Below are 15,751 nucleotides of genomic sequence, written 5' to 3'. Positions count from 1 at the left end.
AGCTCTCCCTCCGGAGATCCCCGCCCGAACCAGGAGCACGGTAACCGGTGTCCATACCCCCGCCCCCGGAGCCCCAAGGGCCGCCCACCCAGGGTCCCGAGAGCCCCCAGGACCAGCCCCCGGCCCAGGCTCCATCCCCGCAGGCATCCACCCCGTACAACCCGTACGCCCCGCCGTCAGCGGACCCGTACGCCCCGCCCGCGCAGGACCCGCACATCCCCTACGGCGCGCAGCCCCAACCCCCGTACGGGACACCGCCGCAGAACCCCTACGCCCCGTACCCCCAAGGCCCGCAGACCCCTCCGGGTCCCTACGGTCCGCAGCCTTACCAGACCTGGGCCCAGGGCTACACCCCGTACAACAACCCCGCGCCCCTCAACGGCATGTCCGTCGCCGCTCTCGTGCTCGGCATCCTGTGCTGCGTACCGGGGGTCGGAGTCCTCCTCGGGCTGATCTCGCTGAACCAGATCAAGAAGCGGGGCGAGCGCGGGCGGAGCATGGCGGCGGCCGGGATGGTGCTGTCGGCGTTCGGGCTGGTGGTGTGGGTGCTCGGGGCGACCGGCGCGGCGACCGGGTTCTGGGACGACGTCGAGGACAGCGCGCGGAACAACTCCAGCGCCTCCCCGGTGAAGGGCGAGTGCTTCGACGCGCCCAGCGGTTCGCTGGAGGGGATGACGTACGACTTCGACGTGGTGTCCTGCGACGGCGAGCACGACGGGGAGGTGTTCGCCGTCGTGCGGATGGGGAGCGGCTCGTACCCGGGGGACAAGAAGGTCACCGCCACCGCCGACGACAAGTGCTACGCCCTCCAGGACGCCTACGCCATGGACGGCTGGGCCGTGCCCGACGACGTGGACATCTACTACGTCACCCCGACCTCGCAGAGCTGGAGTCTGGGCGACCGCGAGATCACCTGCGTGTTCGGCAACACGGACGAGGAGGCGAGCCTGCCCGGCGGTTCGCTGCGCAACGACGCCACGACCCTCGACTCCGACCAGGTCGCGTATCTGAAGGCGGCCCACGTCCTCAACTCGGCGCTGGACTCGGCCCCCGACGCGCGGTACGTCGAGGACGACCTGCCGGGGCACAGGGCCTGGGCGGGCCGGGTCTCCACCGCGCTGACCCGGCAGGCCGATCTGCTGGAGAGTCATGAGTGGGCCGGTGGTTCCGACAAGCCGGTCGCGGCCCTGGTCAAGGATCTGCGGGCGGCGCAGAAGGAGTGGGCGAAGGCGGCCGAGGCCTCCGACGCCGACGAGTTCTACGGGTACTACGACAAGGGCGCCGACCTGATCGACCCTCAGAAGTCGGTCACCGCCCGCAAGGCTCTGGGGCTCGCCACGACCCCTCCGTCGTACGACCGGAACGACGGTGGCGGGGACGGCGGGGGAGGTGCCGGCGGCATGGAGGTGTGAGGGCTCCTATAGCGGGGAGAAAGTGCCTGGGTAAAGCCCACGCCGGGTATAAGTCATCACATCGAGTGATTCTCTGGCCTTTGCTTGCATGGCACAACCCACGGTTGCCAGGCTGTTGCTGTCTGTACAACCTGATGGGAGTGGCCAGTGACATTCGGTGAGCAGCCGGCGTATCTGCGCGTCGCGGGTGATCTCCGCAAGAAGATCGTCGACGGCCAGCTGCCCCCGCACACCCGGCTGCCCTCGCAGGCCAGGATCCGCGAGGAGTACGGGGTCTCCGACACGGTCGCGCTGGAGGCGCGCAAGGTGCTGATGGCCGAGGGGCTGGTCGAGGGCCGCTCCGGGTCGGGGACGTACGTGCGCGAGCGTCCCGTGCCGCGGCGCGTCTCCCGCTCCGGGTTCCGGCCGCCGGCCGGCGCGACCCCGTTCCGGCAGGAGCAGTCCGAGGGGGAGGCGCGCGGCACCTGGGAGTCCAGCAGTGAGCAGGCCGAGGCGAGCGCCACGATCGCCGAGCGGCTCGCCCTCCAGTCCGGTGACCGCGTGATGTGCACGAAGTACGTGTTCCGGGACGCCGGCGAGACGATGATGCTCTCCACGTCCTGGGAACCCCTCGCGGTGACCGGCCGTACGCCCGTGATGCTGCCCGAGGAGGGCCCCCTCGGCGGCATGGGGGTCGTCGAGCGGATGCGCGCGATCGACGTCGTCGTCGACAACGTCACCGAGGAGGTCGGCGCCCGGCCGGGCCTCGCCGAGGAGCTGCTCGCCCTGGGGGGAGTCCCCGGGCATGTGGTCCTCGTCATCCAGCGCACGTACTACGCCTCGGGTCGCCCGGTGGAGACGGCCGACGTCGTGGTCCCGGCCGACCGCTACCGGATCGCCTACCACCTGCCGGTCAAGTAGCGCACCGAGCGGAGCATCGAGCGGCGCACCGAGGAGTGCGCTCAGAGTGAAGTAGTCCACCCCTTACGGCATTTGTCGCCGGAACCAGTCAATCCGCCCTGTCTCGGGCGCCGTTGGATTCCGGTCTTTCTCGCAGGTGGTTCACGGCGCCTGTAGCGTGCCTCTCACCGGATGCATCGAGGTGCGCCAACGGCGCGTTCGTCATCGTGCGCCCCCTCCGTCCTGGCTGGTTGCGTACCTCTTTGTGAAAACCCGTATTCGCTGCGTGAAGGTTAGGCGTAGGCTCCGGCATATGCGTATTGCGGTTTCCTTATGGGGTGGGGCACGGCACGAACCGCGAGCGGGAGGCGGAGGGGCGCGATGGCGATGAACGACGGCACGATCACTCTTCCCTGGCTCGTGATACGGCAGGACGACAACGGCAATCGCTACCGCGTGGGGCGGTACGCGACCCGCGCCGAGGCCCAGAAGACCGCGGACAGCCTTGACGACCGCGGACACAAGCAGCTGTACTGGGTCGAGCGGATCGGGCAGAGCGAGGACGCCACCCGCAACTGACCGCGCCCCGGCACCCCGTAGGCTCCGGCGCATGACGACACGGATCGTGGTGGTCGGCGCCGCCCTGTTCGACGACGGCGGCCGACTGCTCGCCGCCCGCCGCAGCGCACCTCCCGAACTGGCCGGACGCTGGGAACTCCCCGGCGGCAAGGTCGAACCCGGAGAGCGCCCCGATGCCGCGCTGGTGCGCGAGTTGCGCGAGGAACTCGGCGTCGACGCCGAGACCGTGGAGCGCGTCCCGGGGGAGTGGCCGCTGAAGCCGCCGTACGTCCTCCAGGTCTGGACGGCCCGGTTGCTCCCGGGCTCCGCGGAGCCCGCGCCCCTCGAAGACCACGACGAACTGCGCTGGCTCACCCCCGCCGACATCTGGACCGTCGACTGGCTCGACCAGGACGTGCCCGCCGTACGGGAGACACTCGCGCTCCTCGACGCGGGGGCGCGCTGAAGTCGTCGTAGGCCGAGATGGCGGAGCGCGCCGAACCCGGCGTACGCCGTTCGTGCCACAGTGCGCCCTCGGGGACGGTACCGGGCCCTGAATATCGGGTATGTGCCCATTAACCCCATGAAATCGGACATGGGTGAGCTGGCTGGCCCGGGATGTGATCGGCTTGATCGACACCGAAGGCGACTGCGCCGAGTGGACCTTTCCCGCGGACCCCGGAGCCGTCCGCACCGCGCGCGTCGCCGTCCGCGGCCAGTTGCGGGACTGGGACCTCGACGCCCTCGCCGACATCGCGGCGCTGCTCGTCAGTGAGCTGGTGACCAACGCGCTGCGGCACGCCACCGGCCCCATCGGCGTCCGGCTGGTCCGGCCCGTCGGCCCGGCCGGTGTGCTGCTGGTCGAGGTCTCCGACCCGCTGCCCGATCCGCCCCGCGAACGCGTCGCCCGCCCCGAGGACGAGAGCGGCCGGGGTCTCCAACTGGTCGCCGGCGCCTGCGTCCGCTGGGGCACCCGGCCCGGCGGGACGGGCAAGACCGTGTGGTTCGAGCTGGCCGTACCCGGGTGAACCGGGGCCGAACACAGCTGTACGAACCGGACAGTCGTGTCCATCGAGTGGTCCAGGCCTGTGACGGTTGTCGATCGGCGTGGTTCGACTGCGTGTCCGCTGGTTAGAAGACTGGGAGTGTTGTCGCAGGCAGGTCCGAAATGCATCGGGATTGTCCTGTGATCGTGAACACCGTGTTGTGCGGCGCCGTAGTGCTGGATACTGCGGGCAGCCGCCCCCGGTGACCGGTACCGGACGCGGTGAGCTGGAGGGGACGGTTCGCGTGAGCGAGATACCAGCGAAGGCCACGGAGTCCGAGGACCCGTCGGACCGCGCGAGGGCTGAGGCCGCGAGTCGCATCGACGTGCCCGGAGACGACGGCGTGACCGTCGCCGACGTCATGGCGGGTGTGTCCGGCGGCGAGGCGATGACCGTCGGCGACGCCATGTGGCAGAGCAGCCCACCCGGTTCGATCTACGACTACATCAAGGTCGCCTCCTTCTCCATAGGCCCCGACGGGCTCGTCGACCAGTGGAGCCTGCGGGCCGAGCAGTTGTTCGGCATCCCCACGGAGCGCGCGGTGGGCATGGATCCCATCGAGGCGTTCGTCGACCCCGAACTGCACGAGCGCGGCCAGCGGAAGATGGCCGAGATCCTGGACGGCCGGGAGTGGACCGGAGTGGTCCCCTTCAAGGCGCCGGGGACCGCCGGGGGCGAGCCGGGCAAGGAGGGTCTCGCCGAGGTCTATGTGATGCCGACCCGGACCGAGGAGGGCGAGCGGGCCGCCGTCTGCATCGTCGTCGACGTCCGCATCCTGCGTCGTATCGAGACCGATCTCGCCGCCTCGCAGTCGATATTCGGTCAATCTCCGTTCGGGTTCCTGCTGATCGACCCCGACCTGCGGGTCCGGCGGGCCAACCAGCAGATCGCCAACACCTTCGGCGGCAGCCCCGACGACCACCGGGGCCGGGGCGTGCAGGACTATCTGCAGAGCCCCGAGGCCGAGCGGGTCACCGCCACCCTGCGCCGCGTCCTGGAGACCGGCAACTCCATCACGGACATGCATGTCACCGGCCTGGTACCCGGTTCCGAAGAGCGCCGGCACTGGTCCATCAACCTCTACCGCGTGCACAGCGGCAGCGGCCGCCCCATCGGCATCGCCTGGCTCGGCACCGACGTCACCGCCCGCCGCGCAGCCGCCCGCGAGGCCGCCTCCGCGCGGCGCAATCTCGCCCTTCTGAACGAGGCCGGCGCCCGGATCGGGAACTCCCTCGACCTGGAGACCACGGCCCGCGAACTCCTCGACGTCGTCGTCCCCGGCTTCTGCGACCTCGCGACCGTCGACCTCTACCAGGGCCTCCTGGCCGGCGACGAGACCCCGCCAGGGCGTGCCGACGGCAGCGCGGAACTCCGCCGGGTGGCCTTCGCCAGCGCGGTCTCCGACGCCCCCTTCGTGGGCGGCGGCGCACCTGTCGCGGTCGGCGCGGTCCACCACTACCCCTTCAACTCGCCCTGCGCGGACGCCCTGCGCACCGCCCGCCCGCAGTACGTCCCCGCCGAGGAGGGCGGCCCGGTCCAGTCCACGCTGGCCGTGCCGATGGTCGCCCACGACACCGTCGTAGGACTCGCGCAGTTCGCCCGGACGAAGGGCAGCGAGCCGTTCGGGGACCGGGACCGGGATCTCGCGGTGGAGCTGGCGGCGCGGGCCGCCGTCTGTATCGACAACGCGCGGCTGTACCGGCGTGAGCACGAACGGGCGTTGATACTGCAACGGTCCCTGCTCCCGCCCGGCGACCCGGAGGCCTCCGGCCTCGACATCGCCTGCCGCTACCTGCCCGGGAACGCGGCGACCGAGGTCGGCGGCGACTGGTTCGACGTCATCGAACTCCCCGGCCACCGCACCGCGTTGGTGGTCGGAGACGTGATGGGACGCGGTCTACGCGCGGCGGTGGCGATGGGCGAACTCCGCACGGCCGTCCGCACGTTGGCCCTCCTGGACCTCGAACCAGCCGAAGTCCTCTCGGCGTTGGACGAGATCGCCCGCGGCCTCGGCACACCCGGCGGAGTCCAGCAGGCCACCCGGGCGGCCCGCCGCCCCCGCGAGGCGGACTTGGCCGAGGTGTATCTGGCCACCTGCATCTACGCGGTCTACGACTCGGTGACCAGGCGCTGCACCTTCGCCAACGCGGGCCACCTCCCGCCGGTCCTGGTGGAACCGGGCGAGGCCGCGCTGATGCTCGACGTCCCACCGGGTATGCCCCTAGGGGTCGGCGGCGAGCCCTTCGAGGAGGTGGAGGTCGAACTCCCCGAAGGCGCACTGCTGGCGCTCTACACGGATGGACTGGTCGAGTCCCGCGACCACCCGCTGGACGAGGGCCTCCAGGCGTTCGTAGGCGCGTTGACGGACCCGGCGACCCGTGGTTCGTCCGACGGCAACCCGCCCACCGCGGCGGCACTGAACGCCGAGACCCACCGCGACCTGGAGGACGTCTGCGACCACGTCCTCAGCACCCTCGACACCCACCACGGCGAGGACGACATCGCGCTCCTCATGGCCCGCGTCCAGGGCCTGCCGGCCGACTCGGTCGGCGACTGGACCCTGCCGCGCGAACCACGCAGCGTGGGCCGCGCCCGCGAGTACGCCCGCGCCCGCCTCCAGTCCTGGGACCTCGAACCCCTCATCGACACCGCCGAGTTGCTGGTCAGCGAACTGGTGACGAACGCGCTGCGGTACGGCGAGGGCGAGATCCGGCTCCGTCTGCTGCTGGACCGCACCCTGGTGTGCGAGGTCTGGGACGCGGGCCTGGTCCAGCCGCGCCGCCGCCGCGCCCGCGACACGGACGAGGGCGGCCGGGGCCTGCAACTGGTCGGCCTCCTGTCGGCGGCGTGGGGCTCCCGCCGGACGCCACGCGGAAAGACGGTGTGGTTCGAACTGCCGTTGCCGGACGGGGAGAACGGGTTGGTGGACCCGGCGGAGGCGTTGCTGAGCCTGTTCTGAGGGCTAGGGCTAGGGCTAGGGGGCTCGGGCTACGGCTACGGCTACAGCTACGGCTCCGGTGATTCCGGCTGCTTTCGTTGTTCTGGGGGCGGCCGGCTGGTGGTCCGGCTTGCGGTCCGGCTTGTGTATGCGTCGGGTGCCTGTCGATGCCGACTGCGGTGTTCTACGTCGGCGGGAGCGCGCGGCGCTTTCGTGTGGCCGGTCCGCCGAAGGTGAGGGGTGGGCCGCCGTCCGGGTCCTCGCCGAGGAGGATTCCACCGAGTACCGCCCCGCCGACCCCGCTCGTGTGCTCGTCGGCGGCACCGGCGTACGGGTTCCCGTGCACACGGACGTCCTGCTCGGCCGACTCGCGGGCCTCCAGCGCGGGTACGTCGGCCGCGGCGGGGTCGGTGGTGAGCAGCAGCTCCGCCTCGGCCAGCCGGGTGCGGGCTTCTACGCCCACGGCACCCCGGTGCGTCGCGATGAAACCGTCCGCCGAGCCGACGTCGTTCCGCGCGACGAGCCACGCGGCGACGCTGAGGACTCCGTCCCGTGTCCCGCCCAGCGGCTGCATGGCCTGGACGATGCGGCGCAGGGCGTCGAGGGGGTCGTGGACGTGGGGGCGGTCGCGGGTGAGTTCTTCTCGGATGGCGGCGAGGGTGGTGTGGGCGTGGGCGAGGTGGGTGTGGAGGGGCCCCGCGGTTGTCCCGGTTGTTGCCCGTGCCCGTGCCCGTGCCGTTGCCGTTGCCCTTGCGATGTCGGCTTCGGCGCCGGTGAGCGTGGCGGGCACCAACTTCGCCGCGGCGGCGAGTGAGTTGGCGAGCCGGTCGACATCGCTCAGGAAGGTGTCGGCCTGACTGATGGCGCCCTCGGCGGCGCGGAGGGAGCGTATGGACTCGCCGGAGTGTCCCAAGTCGGCTGCCTGCCGGGCCTGGTTGAGGTGGGTGGTGGCGAACACGAGCCGGTCCTTGGCCTGTTCGACGTATCCGGTGACGGTGGTGATCGAGGCCGAGGGTGAGGGTGAGGGGTGGCGGGCGTGGAGGTCGGCGAGGGTGGCGTCGACGCCCCCTGTACGGCCGGCGAGTTCCCGGAACCGGACCTCCGCGACGCCGAGGGCGTCGTCCAACTCCTCCTCCAACGCCCGGAGTTGATCGAAGGCGGGCGCTTCGCTGTCCAACCGCCGCCCGGCCTCGGCACACCGTCCGACGATGCCGGCGAGGGCCTGCCGCCGGGCGGCTTCCTCTTTCGGTTCCGGGACGCCTCGGTCGTAGCGTTGGCGTATCGCGAAGGCGGCGGAGAGCTCGCGCTCGGCGTCCCGCAGGGCCCGTACGAACGGTTCGACGGCCGTGTCCCCGAACCGGTCCTGGACGAAGGCGAGTTCCTCACGGCTGGTGCGCAGGCAGTCGTCGGCCTGGACGAGGGCGGCACCGGCTTGGCGTTCGAGTACGGGGAGAGGGGTGACGGGGGGTTGGGGGGACACGACCCCGACACCGACACCGGGAGTAGTACGGGTACGGGCCCTACGGGTACGCCGTACATACCCGTACCCCGCGAGTACGCCTACGCCGCCGACGGCGACGAGGGGGAGAACCAGGTCGGCACCGGAGCCCCCTTCAGCCTCTTGCTGCCCCTGTCGGCCCGCACCGGCGACCGCCCCACCCCGGCTCACCGCAACCGGAACCTCCGCATTGATCGTCATCACCGGCAACACCAGCCACACGACCCCGACCGCCCCACCCAACACGGCATGCCCCACCCGCACGGATATGTGGGAGGTCCCGCGCCGCGGCCGGCCCCGTATCAAGGATGACGTCACATTTCGGAGCGTATGAGCAGGATTGCGGACGCGCGACCGGGAGGGGGCTGGGGTGGGACGGGGGAGTGGGAGGGGTTGGGTGAGGTGCGATGGGTGCGGCTATGGGGAGGGGTGGCTCGGGGATGGGGCGTGTAGGGGGTTCGGGTTCAGGGTCGTGGATGGGCTTGGGGCGAGTGGGTGTGGGGGTCGGGGACGGAGCCGAGCCAGAGGAACTGGAAACGAGGAAGCGCGGAGGGAGCGAAGCGACCGACGCGCCTGCGGCGACCGATCCACCCGAGGTCGCCGATGGTGCCGTACCCCCACAAGGGCCACCCGCAGCCGACGACGAAAGTAGTACGGGTGGGCGGGGTGGGAAATCGAAGTGGGTTCGGCGGAGCCTCGTCGCGATTGTGGTTGCCCTGTTGGTGCCTGCCCTCGGTGCCGAGATCGCCCTGCGCCTGAATTACACCGGTGAGGTCTCCGACGGTACGTACACCCGGGGCCAGGACGCGATCTGGCTGGGGCATGCCTGGGTGGACGGGCGTAAGACCGACGCCGACATCGCAGCGCTGGCCGGTCGGCTGAAAAGTACCGGTATCCGTGACCTGTACGTCCATTCAGGCCCCCTGGAACACGACGGCACCCTCCCGGAGTCGGACTATCCCAAGGCCGCGTGGTTGATCGAGTCGGTGCACAGGGAGCTGCCCGGGGTCCGCGTACAGGCCTGGCTGGGGGACAAGCTCGCCACCGAGAGCCCGGACGGCCTGCGCCTGCAGAACCCCGCGACCCGTACCGCCATCGTCGCCTCGACCCGCCAGATCCTCGCCGCCGGCTTCGAGGGCGCCCACTTCGACCTGGAACCCCTCCACTCCGGCGACGCGAACTACCTCGACCTCCTCGACAGACTCCACGAGGTCACCCGAGCCGACCACGCCCAACTCTCCGTCGCCGCCCACCAGATAGACCCGCTCCCCGCCTTCCACTCCTTCTGGGGCACCGTCACCAACCACCCCAAGTGGTGGTCCCAGGCGTACTTCGGACAGGTCGCCCGCCGAGTCGACCAGATCGCCGTCATGTCGTACGACACGATGCAACCCCTCCAGAGCCTCTACGGCGGCTACGTCGCCCAACAGACCTCCCTCGCCCTGGAGGTCACCCCGGCCGACACCGACCTCCTCATGGGCCTGCCCTTCTTTCACGAGAACCGGTTCGGCCACCACGGCGCCGCCGAGACCGTCCCCGCCGCCGTACGAGGCGTACGCCTCGGCCTGTCCCGCACGGACGCGGACCGTACGAACTTCGGTGTCGCCCTGTACGTCGACTTCGCGGCGACGGAGGCGGACTGGACGGCGTACCGGGAGGGCTGGGTGCGCTGAACGCGGCGCGCTCAAGTCCCGTGAAAACAGGGTGCCGTTCACAGCCCGGGGTGCGATGATCCGTCGAGCCTGAAGGGGGTGGGCGATGGTGTGGACGGCACTCGGTGCGCTGGCCTGTGTGCTGATGGCGGTACCCGGAGCGATCGCGCTGACGACCGGCTGGCTGCCGCCGAAGCTGCGGCGCGCTGTCGTACGGCCGCAGTTGTGGGGCTACGGCGGACTGATGTCGGCCGTGGGTCTGACGACGGAGATGTCTCTGAGCGAGCTGGCACCCGCACAGCAACTCCTCGACTTCTTCGGCCCGTTGGGCCTCGCCCTGCTGCTCCTCGGCTTCGTGCTCCAGTCCCGGGCCCGACGCCCCGCAGCCCTGTGAAGGCCACCCGCAAGACCCTCACCCCCACCGACCTGGCCCCCTTCGCCCGGGCCCTCGGCCACACCCTGAACGACGTGACCCGCCTCCGTGGCGGTTCGAAGAAGGGCGTCTACCATCTCGTCTTCCAGGACGGTTCGACCGCCGTGGCCTACGTCTGGTCCCCGGACGAGGACCTCTGGGACGCCGGCCCCGGCGACCCCCGCGACCCCTTCTCCCACGCCTCCGGCCTCACCCTCTTCACCGCCGCCGCGAACCGCCTCGCCGCAGCCGGCGTCCGCGCCCCGCGCCTCCTCCACGCCGACCCCACCCACACCCACCTCCCGGCGGACGTGGCGATCGTCGAGGACCTCCCGGGCGGCACCCTGGAGGACCTGCTGGACGACGACAAGGCCGCCGTACCGAAGGCGGAGGCGCTGGAGCGGATGGCGGCCCTCCTCGACACCCTGCACGCCTGCACGGGCCCGCGCTTCGGGAAGGTCGCGGTCGTGGACAACGACGGTTCCTCCTACGGCGGTTCGTGCGAGGCGGTCGTAGCCGAACGAGCCCTGGGCGACCTCGACGAACTACCGGCACGCGACCCAAGAGCGGCAGCCGCCCACCCCCAACTGACCGACGCCATAAGGACGTTGGCCACCCGGGTCCAGCCCCGCACCGAGCCCCTCACCCTCATCCACGGCGAACTAGGCCCCGACCACGTCCGCGTGACCCCCGACGGCGAACTCGCCCTCATCGACATCGAAGGCCTGATGTACTTCGACGCCGAGTGGGAACACGTCTTCCTCCGCCTGCGCTTCGGCCCCCACTACGACCCGCTGCGCACCGAGGGCCTGGACGAGGACCGGCTACGCCTCTACGGCCTGGCGATGCACCTCTCCCTCGTCGCCGGCCCCCTCCGCCTCCTGGACGTCGGGGACTTCCACGACCCGGAGTTCATACGCGGCATCGCGGAACACAACCTCCAGCAGGCGCTGTCCCTCGTGGAGCGGACATGAGCGACATCGAACTGACCCTTGCAGCGCTGCTGATCGCTGTCCTCGCCGGTGTCGGCCTCGGCGCGATCACGCGCGGCTGGACCCCGCTCGTCCGCCGGAACCGCATCGCGCGCCCCCGGTTGTGGGGCTACGGCATCCTGGTCAGTGGCGCCGGGCTGGCCGGGTTCATCTTCTTCGGCCCCTGTCTGAGCCCGCACGCGCACGGGGGCCTCGCGGTGGCCGGCACGTTCGTGACGATCGCCGGGATCGTCGTCCAGCAGGTCGCCGCGAGGCCGGCGAAGCCTACGAAGAACGCCTCCCGATCTTCGACCCCAGCCACACCAGCGGGTCGTACTTGCGGTCAACTGCCCGTTCCTTCAAGGGGATCAGCGCGTTGTCCGTGATGTGGATGCCCTCGGGGCAGACCTCGGTGCAGCACTTGGTGATGTTGCAGTAGCCGAGGCCGTGTTCGTCCTGGGCGGTCTTCTTGCGGTCGAGGCCGGTCTCGGCCGCCGCGTCCAGCGGGTGCATGTCCAACTCCGCTACCCGCATGAGGAATCGGGGACCGGCGAACGCCGTCTTGTTCTCCTCGTGGTCGCGGACGACATGGCAGGTGTCCTGGCACAGGAAGCACTCGATGCACTTGCGGAACTCCTGCGAGCGGTCGACGTCCTCCTGCATCATCCGGTACTCGCCGGCCGAGACCCCCTCCGGCGGCACGAACGACGGAATCTCCCTGGCCTTCTGGTAGTTGAAGCCGACGTCCGTCACCAGATCCCGTACGACGGGGAAGGCGCGGAGCGGGGTGACCGTGATCGTCTCCTCGCGGGTGAACACCGACATGCGGGTCATGCACATCAGCCGGGGGCGGCCGTTGACCTCCGCCGAGCACGAACCGCACTTGCCCGCCTTGCAGTTCCAGCGCACGGCGAGGTCGGAGGCCTGGGTGGCCTGGATGCGGTGGATGATGTCGAGGATCACCTCGCCGTCGTTGACCTCGACCTTGAAGTCCTCCAGGTCGCCGCCCTTGACGTCCCCCCGCCACACCTTGAAGCGGGCCTCGTAGCTGCTCACTCGTAGAGCTCCTCTTCGGCGAGGTACTTGACCAGCTCTTCCTTCTCGAAGAGGGCGAGCAGGTCGGCGCGGATGGGGTCGGTCGTCTCGCGGGTCAGGCTGATCTGGCCGGACACCGGGTCCGCGGCCGCCAACCCGCCGTTGGGGTGCGTCAGTTGGCAGATCAGGTTGATGCGGCGCCAGTCGCGGTTCATGCCGGGGTGGTCCTCACGGGTGTGTCCGCCGCGCGACTCGGTGCGCTCCAGCGCGGCCCGCGCCACGCACTCGCTGACCAGCAGCATGTTCCGCAGGTCCAGAGCGAGATGCCAGCCGGGGTTGAACTGCCGGTGGCCCTCGACTCCCGCCCGGCGGGCCCGTACCCGAAGATCGGCCAGCTTCTCCAGCGCCTGTTCCATCTCGCCCTCGCGGCGGATGATGCCGACGAGGTCGTTCATGGTCTGCTGGAGTTCCTGGTGGAGGGTGTACGGGTTCTCCGGCGGGCGGCCGTTCTCCTGCCCCGGTTCCGGGCCCTCCGCCGAGAAGGGGCGCAGCGCCTCCGCCGCCGCCAGGTCGACCTCCGTGTCGTCCACCAGCGGGCGGCTGTCCGCCAGGTCGGCCGCGTGGTCGGCCGCGTGCCAGCCCGCCCGGCGGCCGAACACCAGCAGGTCGGACAGGGAGTTGCCGCCGAGCCGGTTGGAGCCGTGCATGCCGCCGGCCACCTCACCGGCCGCGAACAGCCCCGGTACCCCGCGCGCCGCCGCCGTGTCCGACTCGACCGCGACGCCGCCCATCACGTAGTGACAGGTCGGCCCGACCTCCATCGCCTCGGCGGTGATGTCGACGTCGGCCAGTTCCTTGAACTGGTGGTACATGGACGGGAGTCGGCGCCGGATCACCTCCGCCGGCATCCGCGTCGACACGTCCAGGAAGACCCCGCCGTGCGGTGAGCCGCGGCCCGCCTTCACCTCGGAGTTGATGGCGCGGGCGACCTCGTCGCGGGGGAGCAGTTCGGGGGGACGCCGGTTGTTGTCGGGGTCCTCGTACCAGCGGTCGCCCTCGGCCTCCGACTCGGCGTACTTCTCCTTGAAGACGTCGGGGATGTAGTCGAACATGAACCGCTTGTCCTCGGAGTTGCGCAGCACCCCGCCGTCACCGCGCACCGACTCCGTGACCAGGATGCCCTTCACCGACGGCGGCCAGACCATGCCCGTCGGGTGGAACTGCACGAACTCCATGTTGAGGAGAGGCGCCCCGGCGAGCAGTGCCAGCGCGTGGCCGTCGCCCGTGTACTCCCACGAATTCGACGTCACCTTGAAGGACTTGCCGATCCCACCGGTCGCGATCACCACGGAGGGGGCTTCGAGAACCATGAAGCGGCCCGTCTCGCGCTCGTAGGCGAAGACGCCTGAAACCCGGCTTCCGTCTTTCAACACCCGTGTGACCGTGCACTCCTGATAGACCTTCAGACGGGACTCGTAGTCGCCGGTCTCCTTGTGGTCCTCCTGCTGGAGCGACACGATCTTCTGCTGGAGCGTGCGGATCAGTTCAAGTCCCGTACGGTCGCCGACGTGCGCGAGGCGCGGGTACTCGTGGCCGCCGAAGTTGCGCTGGGAGATCCGGCCGTCCTTCGTACGGTCGAAGAGGGCGCCCCAGGTCTCCAACTCCCAGACCCGGTCCGGGGCTTCCTTCGCGTGCAGCTCCGACATGCGCCACTGGTTGAGGAACTTGCCGCCGCGCAGGGTGTCGCGGAAGTGGACCTGCCAGCTGTCGTGGGAGTTGACGTTGCCCATCGCCGCCGCGATGCCGCCCTCGGCCATCACCGTATGGGCCTTGCCGAACAGCGACTTGCAGATCACCGCCGTACGGGCACCGCGCTCGCGCGCCTCGATGGCGGCCCGCAGACCGGCGCCACCGGCCCCGACCACGACGACGTCCCACTCCTGTCGCTCGACCACGGACATCAGAAAAACCTCGGATCGTTGAAAGCGCCGGAGGCGACCAGGTACACGTAGAAGTCGGCGGCCGCCACGCTGATCAACGACGCCCAGGCGAGCTGCATATGACGGTTGTTCAGCTTCCCGACGAGCTTCCACGCCTTGTAGCGCACGGGATGCTTGGAGAAGTGCTTGAGCTTGCCGCCGACGATGTGCCGGCAGGAGTGGCAGGACAGGGTGTACGCCCAGATCAGCACGATGTTGGCCACGAAGACGAGGGTGCCGAGGCCCATGTGGCCCCAGTGGTAGTGCTCGTCGCGGAAGGTCAGCACGGTGTCGTACGTGAGCGTGCCCGCCACCAGGAGCGCCGCGTAGAAGAAGTACCGGTGGACGTTCTGGAGGATCAGCGGGAAGCGGGTCTCACCGCTGTACTTCTTGTGCGGCTCGGCCACCGCGCAGGCCGGCGGGGACGCCCAGAAGCCGCGGTAGTAGGCCTTGCGGTAGTAGTAGCAGGTCAGGCGGAAGCCGAGCGGGAAGATCAGGATGATGATGGCGGGGGAGATGCCCCACCAGCTCCCGAAGAGGTCGGCGTTCGGGCCCGCGTGCATGGTTCTGCACCGGTCGGCCAGACAGGGTGAGTAGAACGGCGAGACGTAGGGCGCCGCGTAGTAGTTCGAGTCCGCGAAGGCCCGCCACGTCGAGTAGACGATGAAGGCCAGCAGCCCGGCGGCGGTGCCGGCCGGGGCCAGCCACCAGCGGTCGGTCCGCAGATGCGGGGCGTCGATCGCGGCGCGCGTACCGGTGTGTACGCCGCCGCTCTTCGGTTGGGGTTCCGTACCAGTGGCCAAGTCAGGACTCCGGTCGGTTCAGGGTGCGTGGCGGTCGTGGGCGCCGAGTCCTTCGTCGTCCGAGTCCGTCCACAGGGTGTTGTCGTAGGGGGTGTCGGGGATGGAGACGAGATCGGGGCGCCGGGGGCGCTCGATCCCTGGTGCGGCGTCGCGCAGCAGTGCGACGCTCTCGCGCAGCCGGTCGGCGTCGGCCTTGACCCTGCGCATTTCCAGGCCGCCGCTGCCGAATTGGTTCTCCAGCCGTCCCACCGACCTGAACAGGTCGTCGAGACAGCGCTGGACTGATGTCAGTTCGTCGTGCACGGACATGACGTGACCTCACTTCCGTGGGCGTCGACCATGGACGGCAACGTTCATGCGCCTGCGAGTGTTGCGCGCCACACCTGCCGGTGGGAAGCGGTGTGCACGGATTGGCCGGGGTGCGTTGGTGTGTACGGGGGCAGATTCGAACATTGCGCCGCACGGGTGGGCTTCCCGGCGCCCCTCGCCGTGTCGCCCTTCATGGCCGAACCGTTTCCTCTTCAGTGGCCGCAAAGATCTGATCAGCTCCATATACGCCCATAAGTGA

The 15,751-nt window shown here is 70.2% G+C and carries 14 protein-coding genes; 9 read left to right on the top strand and 5 right to left on the bottom strand.

From position 1 onward, the window contains the following. The first annotated feature begins 47 nt into the window (after window positions 1-47). From OG194_RS16080 to OG194_RS16055, 6 genes are all read left to right on the top strand, one after another. Window positions 48-1,412: a DUF4190 domain-containing protein gene (locus tag OG194_RS16080; RefSeq protein WP_327401529.1), complete on the top strand. Its 1,365-nt coding sequence runs from the start codon at window positions 48-50 to the stop codon at window positions 1,410-1,412. Window positions 1,413-1,559: 147 nt separating this feature from the next. Next, window positions 1,560-2,312: a GntR family transcriptional regulator gene (locus tag OG194_RS16075; protein ID WP_327401528.1), complete on the top strand. Its 753-nt coding sequence runs from the start codon at window positions 1,560-1,562 to the stop codon at window positions 2,310-2,312. A gap of 366 nt (window positions 2,313-2,678) precedes the next feature. Then, window positions 2,679-2,870 (top strand): SPOR domain-containing protein, encoded by a 192-nt coding sequence (locus OG194_RS16070; RefSeq protein WP_327407094.1) that lies wholly within the window; start codon window positions 2,679-2,681, stop codon window positions 2,868-2,870. A gap of 31 nt (window positions 2,871-2,901) precedes the next feature. Beyond that, complete coding sequence (locus OG194_RS16065) at window positions 2,902-3,315, top strand: (deoxy)nucleoside triphosphate pyrophosphohydrolase (RefSeq protein WP_327401527.1); 414 nt, start codon at window positions 2,902-2,904, stop codon at window positions 3,313-3,315. A gap of 154 nt (window positions 3,316-3,469) precedes the next feature. Next, window positions 3,470-3,877, top strand: a complete 408-nt coding sequence (locus tag OG194_RS16060) for an ATP-binding protein (protein ID WP_442811793.1) — start codon at window positions 3,470-3,472, stop codon at window positions 3,875-3,877. Between the two features lie 262 nt (window positions 3,878-4,139). Then, window positions 4,140-6,854 carry a SpoIIE family protein phosphatase gene (locus tag OG194_RS16055; RefSeq protein ID WP_327401525.1) on the top strand — a complete coding sequence of 905 codons (2,715 nt, stop codon included), beginning with the start codon at window positions 4,140-4,142 and terminating at the stop codon, window positions 6,852-6,854. A 163-nt stretch (window positions 6,855-7,017) separates the two neighbouring features. On the opposite strand, the gene OG194_RS16050 is transcribed toward OG194_RS16055, so the two are convergent. Next, window positions 7,018-8,532, bottom strand: a complete 1,515-nt coding sequence (locus tag OG194_RS16050) for a hypothetical protein (protein WP_442811792.1) — start codon at window positions 8,530-8,532, stop codon at window positions 7,018-7,020. Window positions 8,533-8,807: 275 nt separating this feature from the next. Between OG194_RS16050 and OG194_RS16045 the strand changes: the two genes are divergently transcribed. From OG194_RS16045 to OG194_RS16035, 3 genes are all read left to right on the top strand, one after another. Next, the gene (locus tag OG194_RS16045; protein ID WP_442811568.1) at window positions 8,808-10,004 is read left to right on the top strand and encodes a hypothetical protein; all 1,197 of its coding nucleotides are present in this window, start codon (window positions 8,808-8,810) and stop codon (window positions 10,002-10,004) included. 85 nt (window positions 10,005-10,089) lie between these two features. Beyond that, window positions 10,090-10,377 carry a hypothetical protein gene (locus tag OG194_RS16040; RefSeq protein ID WP_327401523.1) on the top strand — a complete coding sequence of 96 codons (288 nt, stop codon included), beginning with the start codon at window positions 10,090-10,092 and terminating at the stop codon, window positions 10,375-10,377. After that, on the top strand, window positions 10,374-11,369 hold the full coding sequence (locus OG194_RS16035; RefSeq protein ID WP_327401522.1) for a phosphotransferase family protein: 996 nt from the start codon (window positions 10,374-10,376) through the stop codon (window positions 11,367-11,369). The genes OG194_RS16040 and OG194_RS16035 overlap by 4 nt, the downstream gene beginning before the upstream one ends. A gap of 282 nt (window positions 11,370-11,651) precedes the next feature. On the opposite strand, the gene OG194_RS16030 is transcribed toward OG194_RS16035, so the two are convergent. From OG194_RS16030 to OG194_RS16015, 4 genes are read right to left on the bottom strand one after another with little or no spacing between them, the layout of a single operon-like run. After that, window positions 11,652-12,422 (bottom strand): succinate dehydrogenase/fumarate reductase iron-sulfur subunit, encoded by a 771-nt coding sequence (locus OG194_RS16030; protein ID WP_327401521.1) that lies wholly within the window; start codon window positions 12,420-12,422, stop codon window positions 11,652-11,654. Then, window positions 12,419-14,362, bottom strand: a complete 1,944-nt coding sequence (locus OG194_RS16025; protein ID WP_327401520.1) for a fumarate reductase/succinate dehydrogenase flavoprotein subunit — start codon at window positions 14,360-14,362, stop codon at window positions 12,419-12,421. Before OG194_RS16025 ends, OG194_RS16030 begins: the two co-directional genes overlap by 4 nt. Further along, window positions 14,362-15,183 carry a hypothetical protein gene (locus tag OG194_RS16020; protein ID WP_327401519.1) on the bottom strand — a complete coding sequence of 274 codons (822 nt, stop codon included), beginning with the start codon at window positions 15,181-15,183 and terminating at the stop codon, window positions 14,362-14,364. Before OG194_RS16020 ends, OG194_RS16025 begins: the two co-directional genes overlap by 1 nt. Window positions 15,184-15,201: 18 nt before the next feature. Then, entirely contained in the window at window positions 15,202-15,492 is a 291-nt protein-coding gene (locus OG194_RS16015) for a hypothetical protein (RefSeq protein ID WP_019058435.1), read from the bottom strand. Window positions 15,493-15,751: the final 259 nt, after the last annotated feature.

This window comes from Streptomyces sp. NBC_01288 (assembly GCF_035982055.1).
Classification (GTDB): Bacteria; Actinomycetota; Actinomycetes; order Streptomycetales; family Streptomycetaceae; genus Streptomyces.
Note: the sequence above shows the minus strand (reverse complement) of the source record. Positions and strands in the feature narration are given on the sequence as shown.

What these genes read in the sequence shown, in the direction of transcription:
- OG194_RS16015 (WP_019058435.1), bottom strand. Translation starts at nt 15,492, where the DNA reads ATGTCCGTGCACGACGAACTGACATCAGTCCAGCGCTGTCTCGACGAC.
- OG194_RS16040 (WP_327401523.1), top strand. Translation starts at nt 10,090, where the DNA reads ATGGTGTGGACGGCACTCGGTGCGCTGGCCTGTGTGCTGATGGCGGTA.
- OG194_RS16050 (WP_442811792.1), bottom strand. Translation starts at nt 8,532, where the DNA reads ATGACGATCAATGCGGAGGTTCCGGTTGCGGTGAGCCGGGGTGGGGCG.
- OG194_RS16025 (WP_327401520.1), bottom strand. Translation starts at nt 14,362, where the DNA reads ATGTCCGTGGTCGAGCGACAGGAGTGGGACGTCGTCGTGGTCGGGGCC.
- OG194_RS16065 (WP_327401527.1), top strand. Translation starts at nt 2,902, where the DNA reads ATGACGACACGGATCGTGGTGGTCGGCGCCGCCCTGTTCGACGACGGC.
- OG194_RS16045 (WP_442811568.1), top strand. Translation starts at nt 8,808, where the DNA reads ATGGGCTTGGGGCGAGTGGGTGTGGGGGTCGGGGACGGAGCCGAGCCA.
- OG194_RS16070 (WP_327407094.1), top strand. Translation starts at nt 2,679, where the DNA reads ATGAACGACGGCACGATCACTCTTCCCTGGCTCGTGATACGGCAGGAC.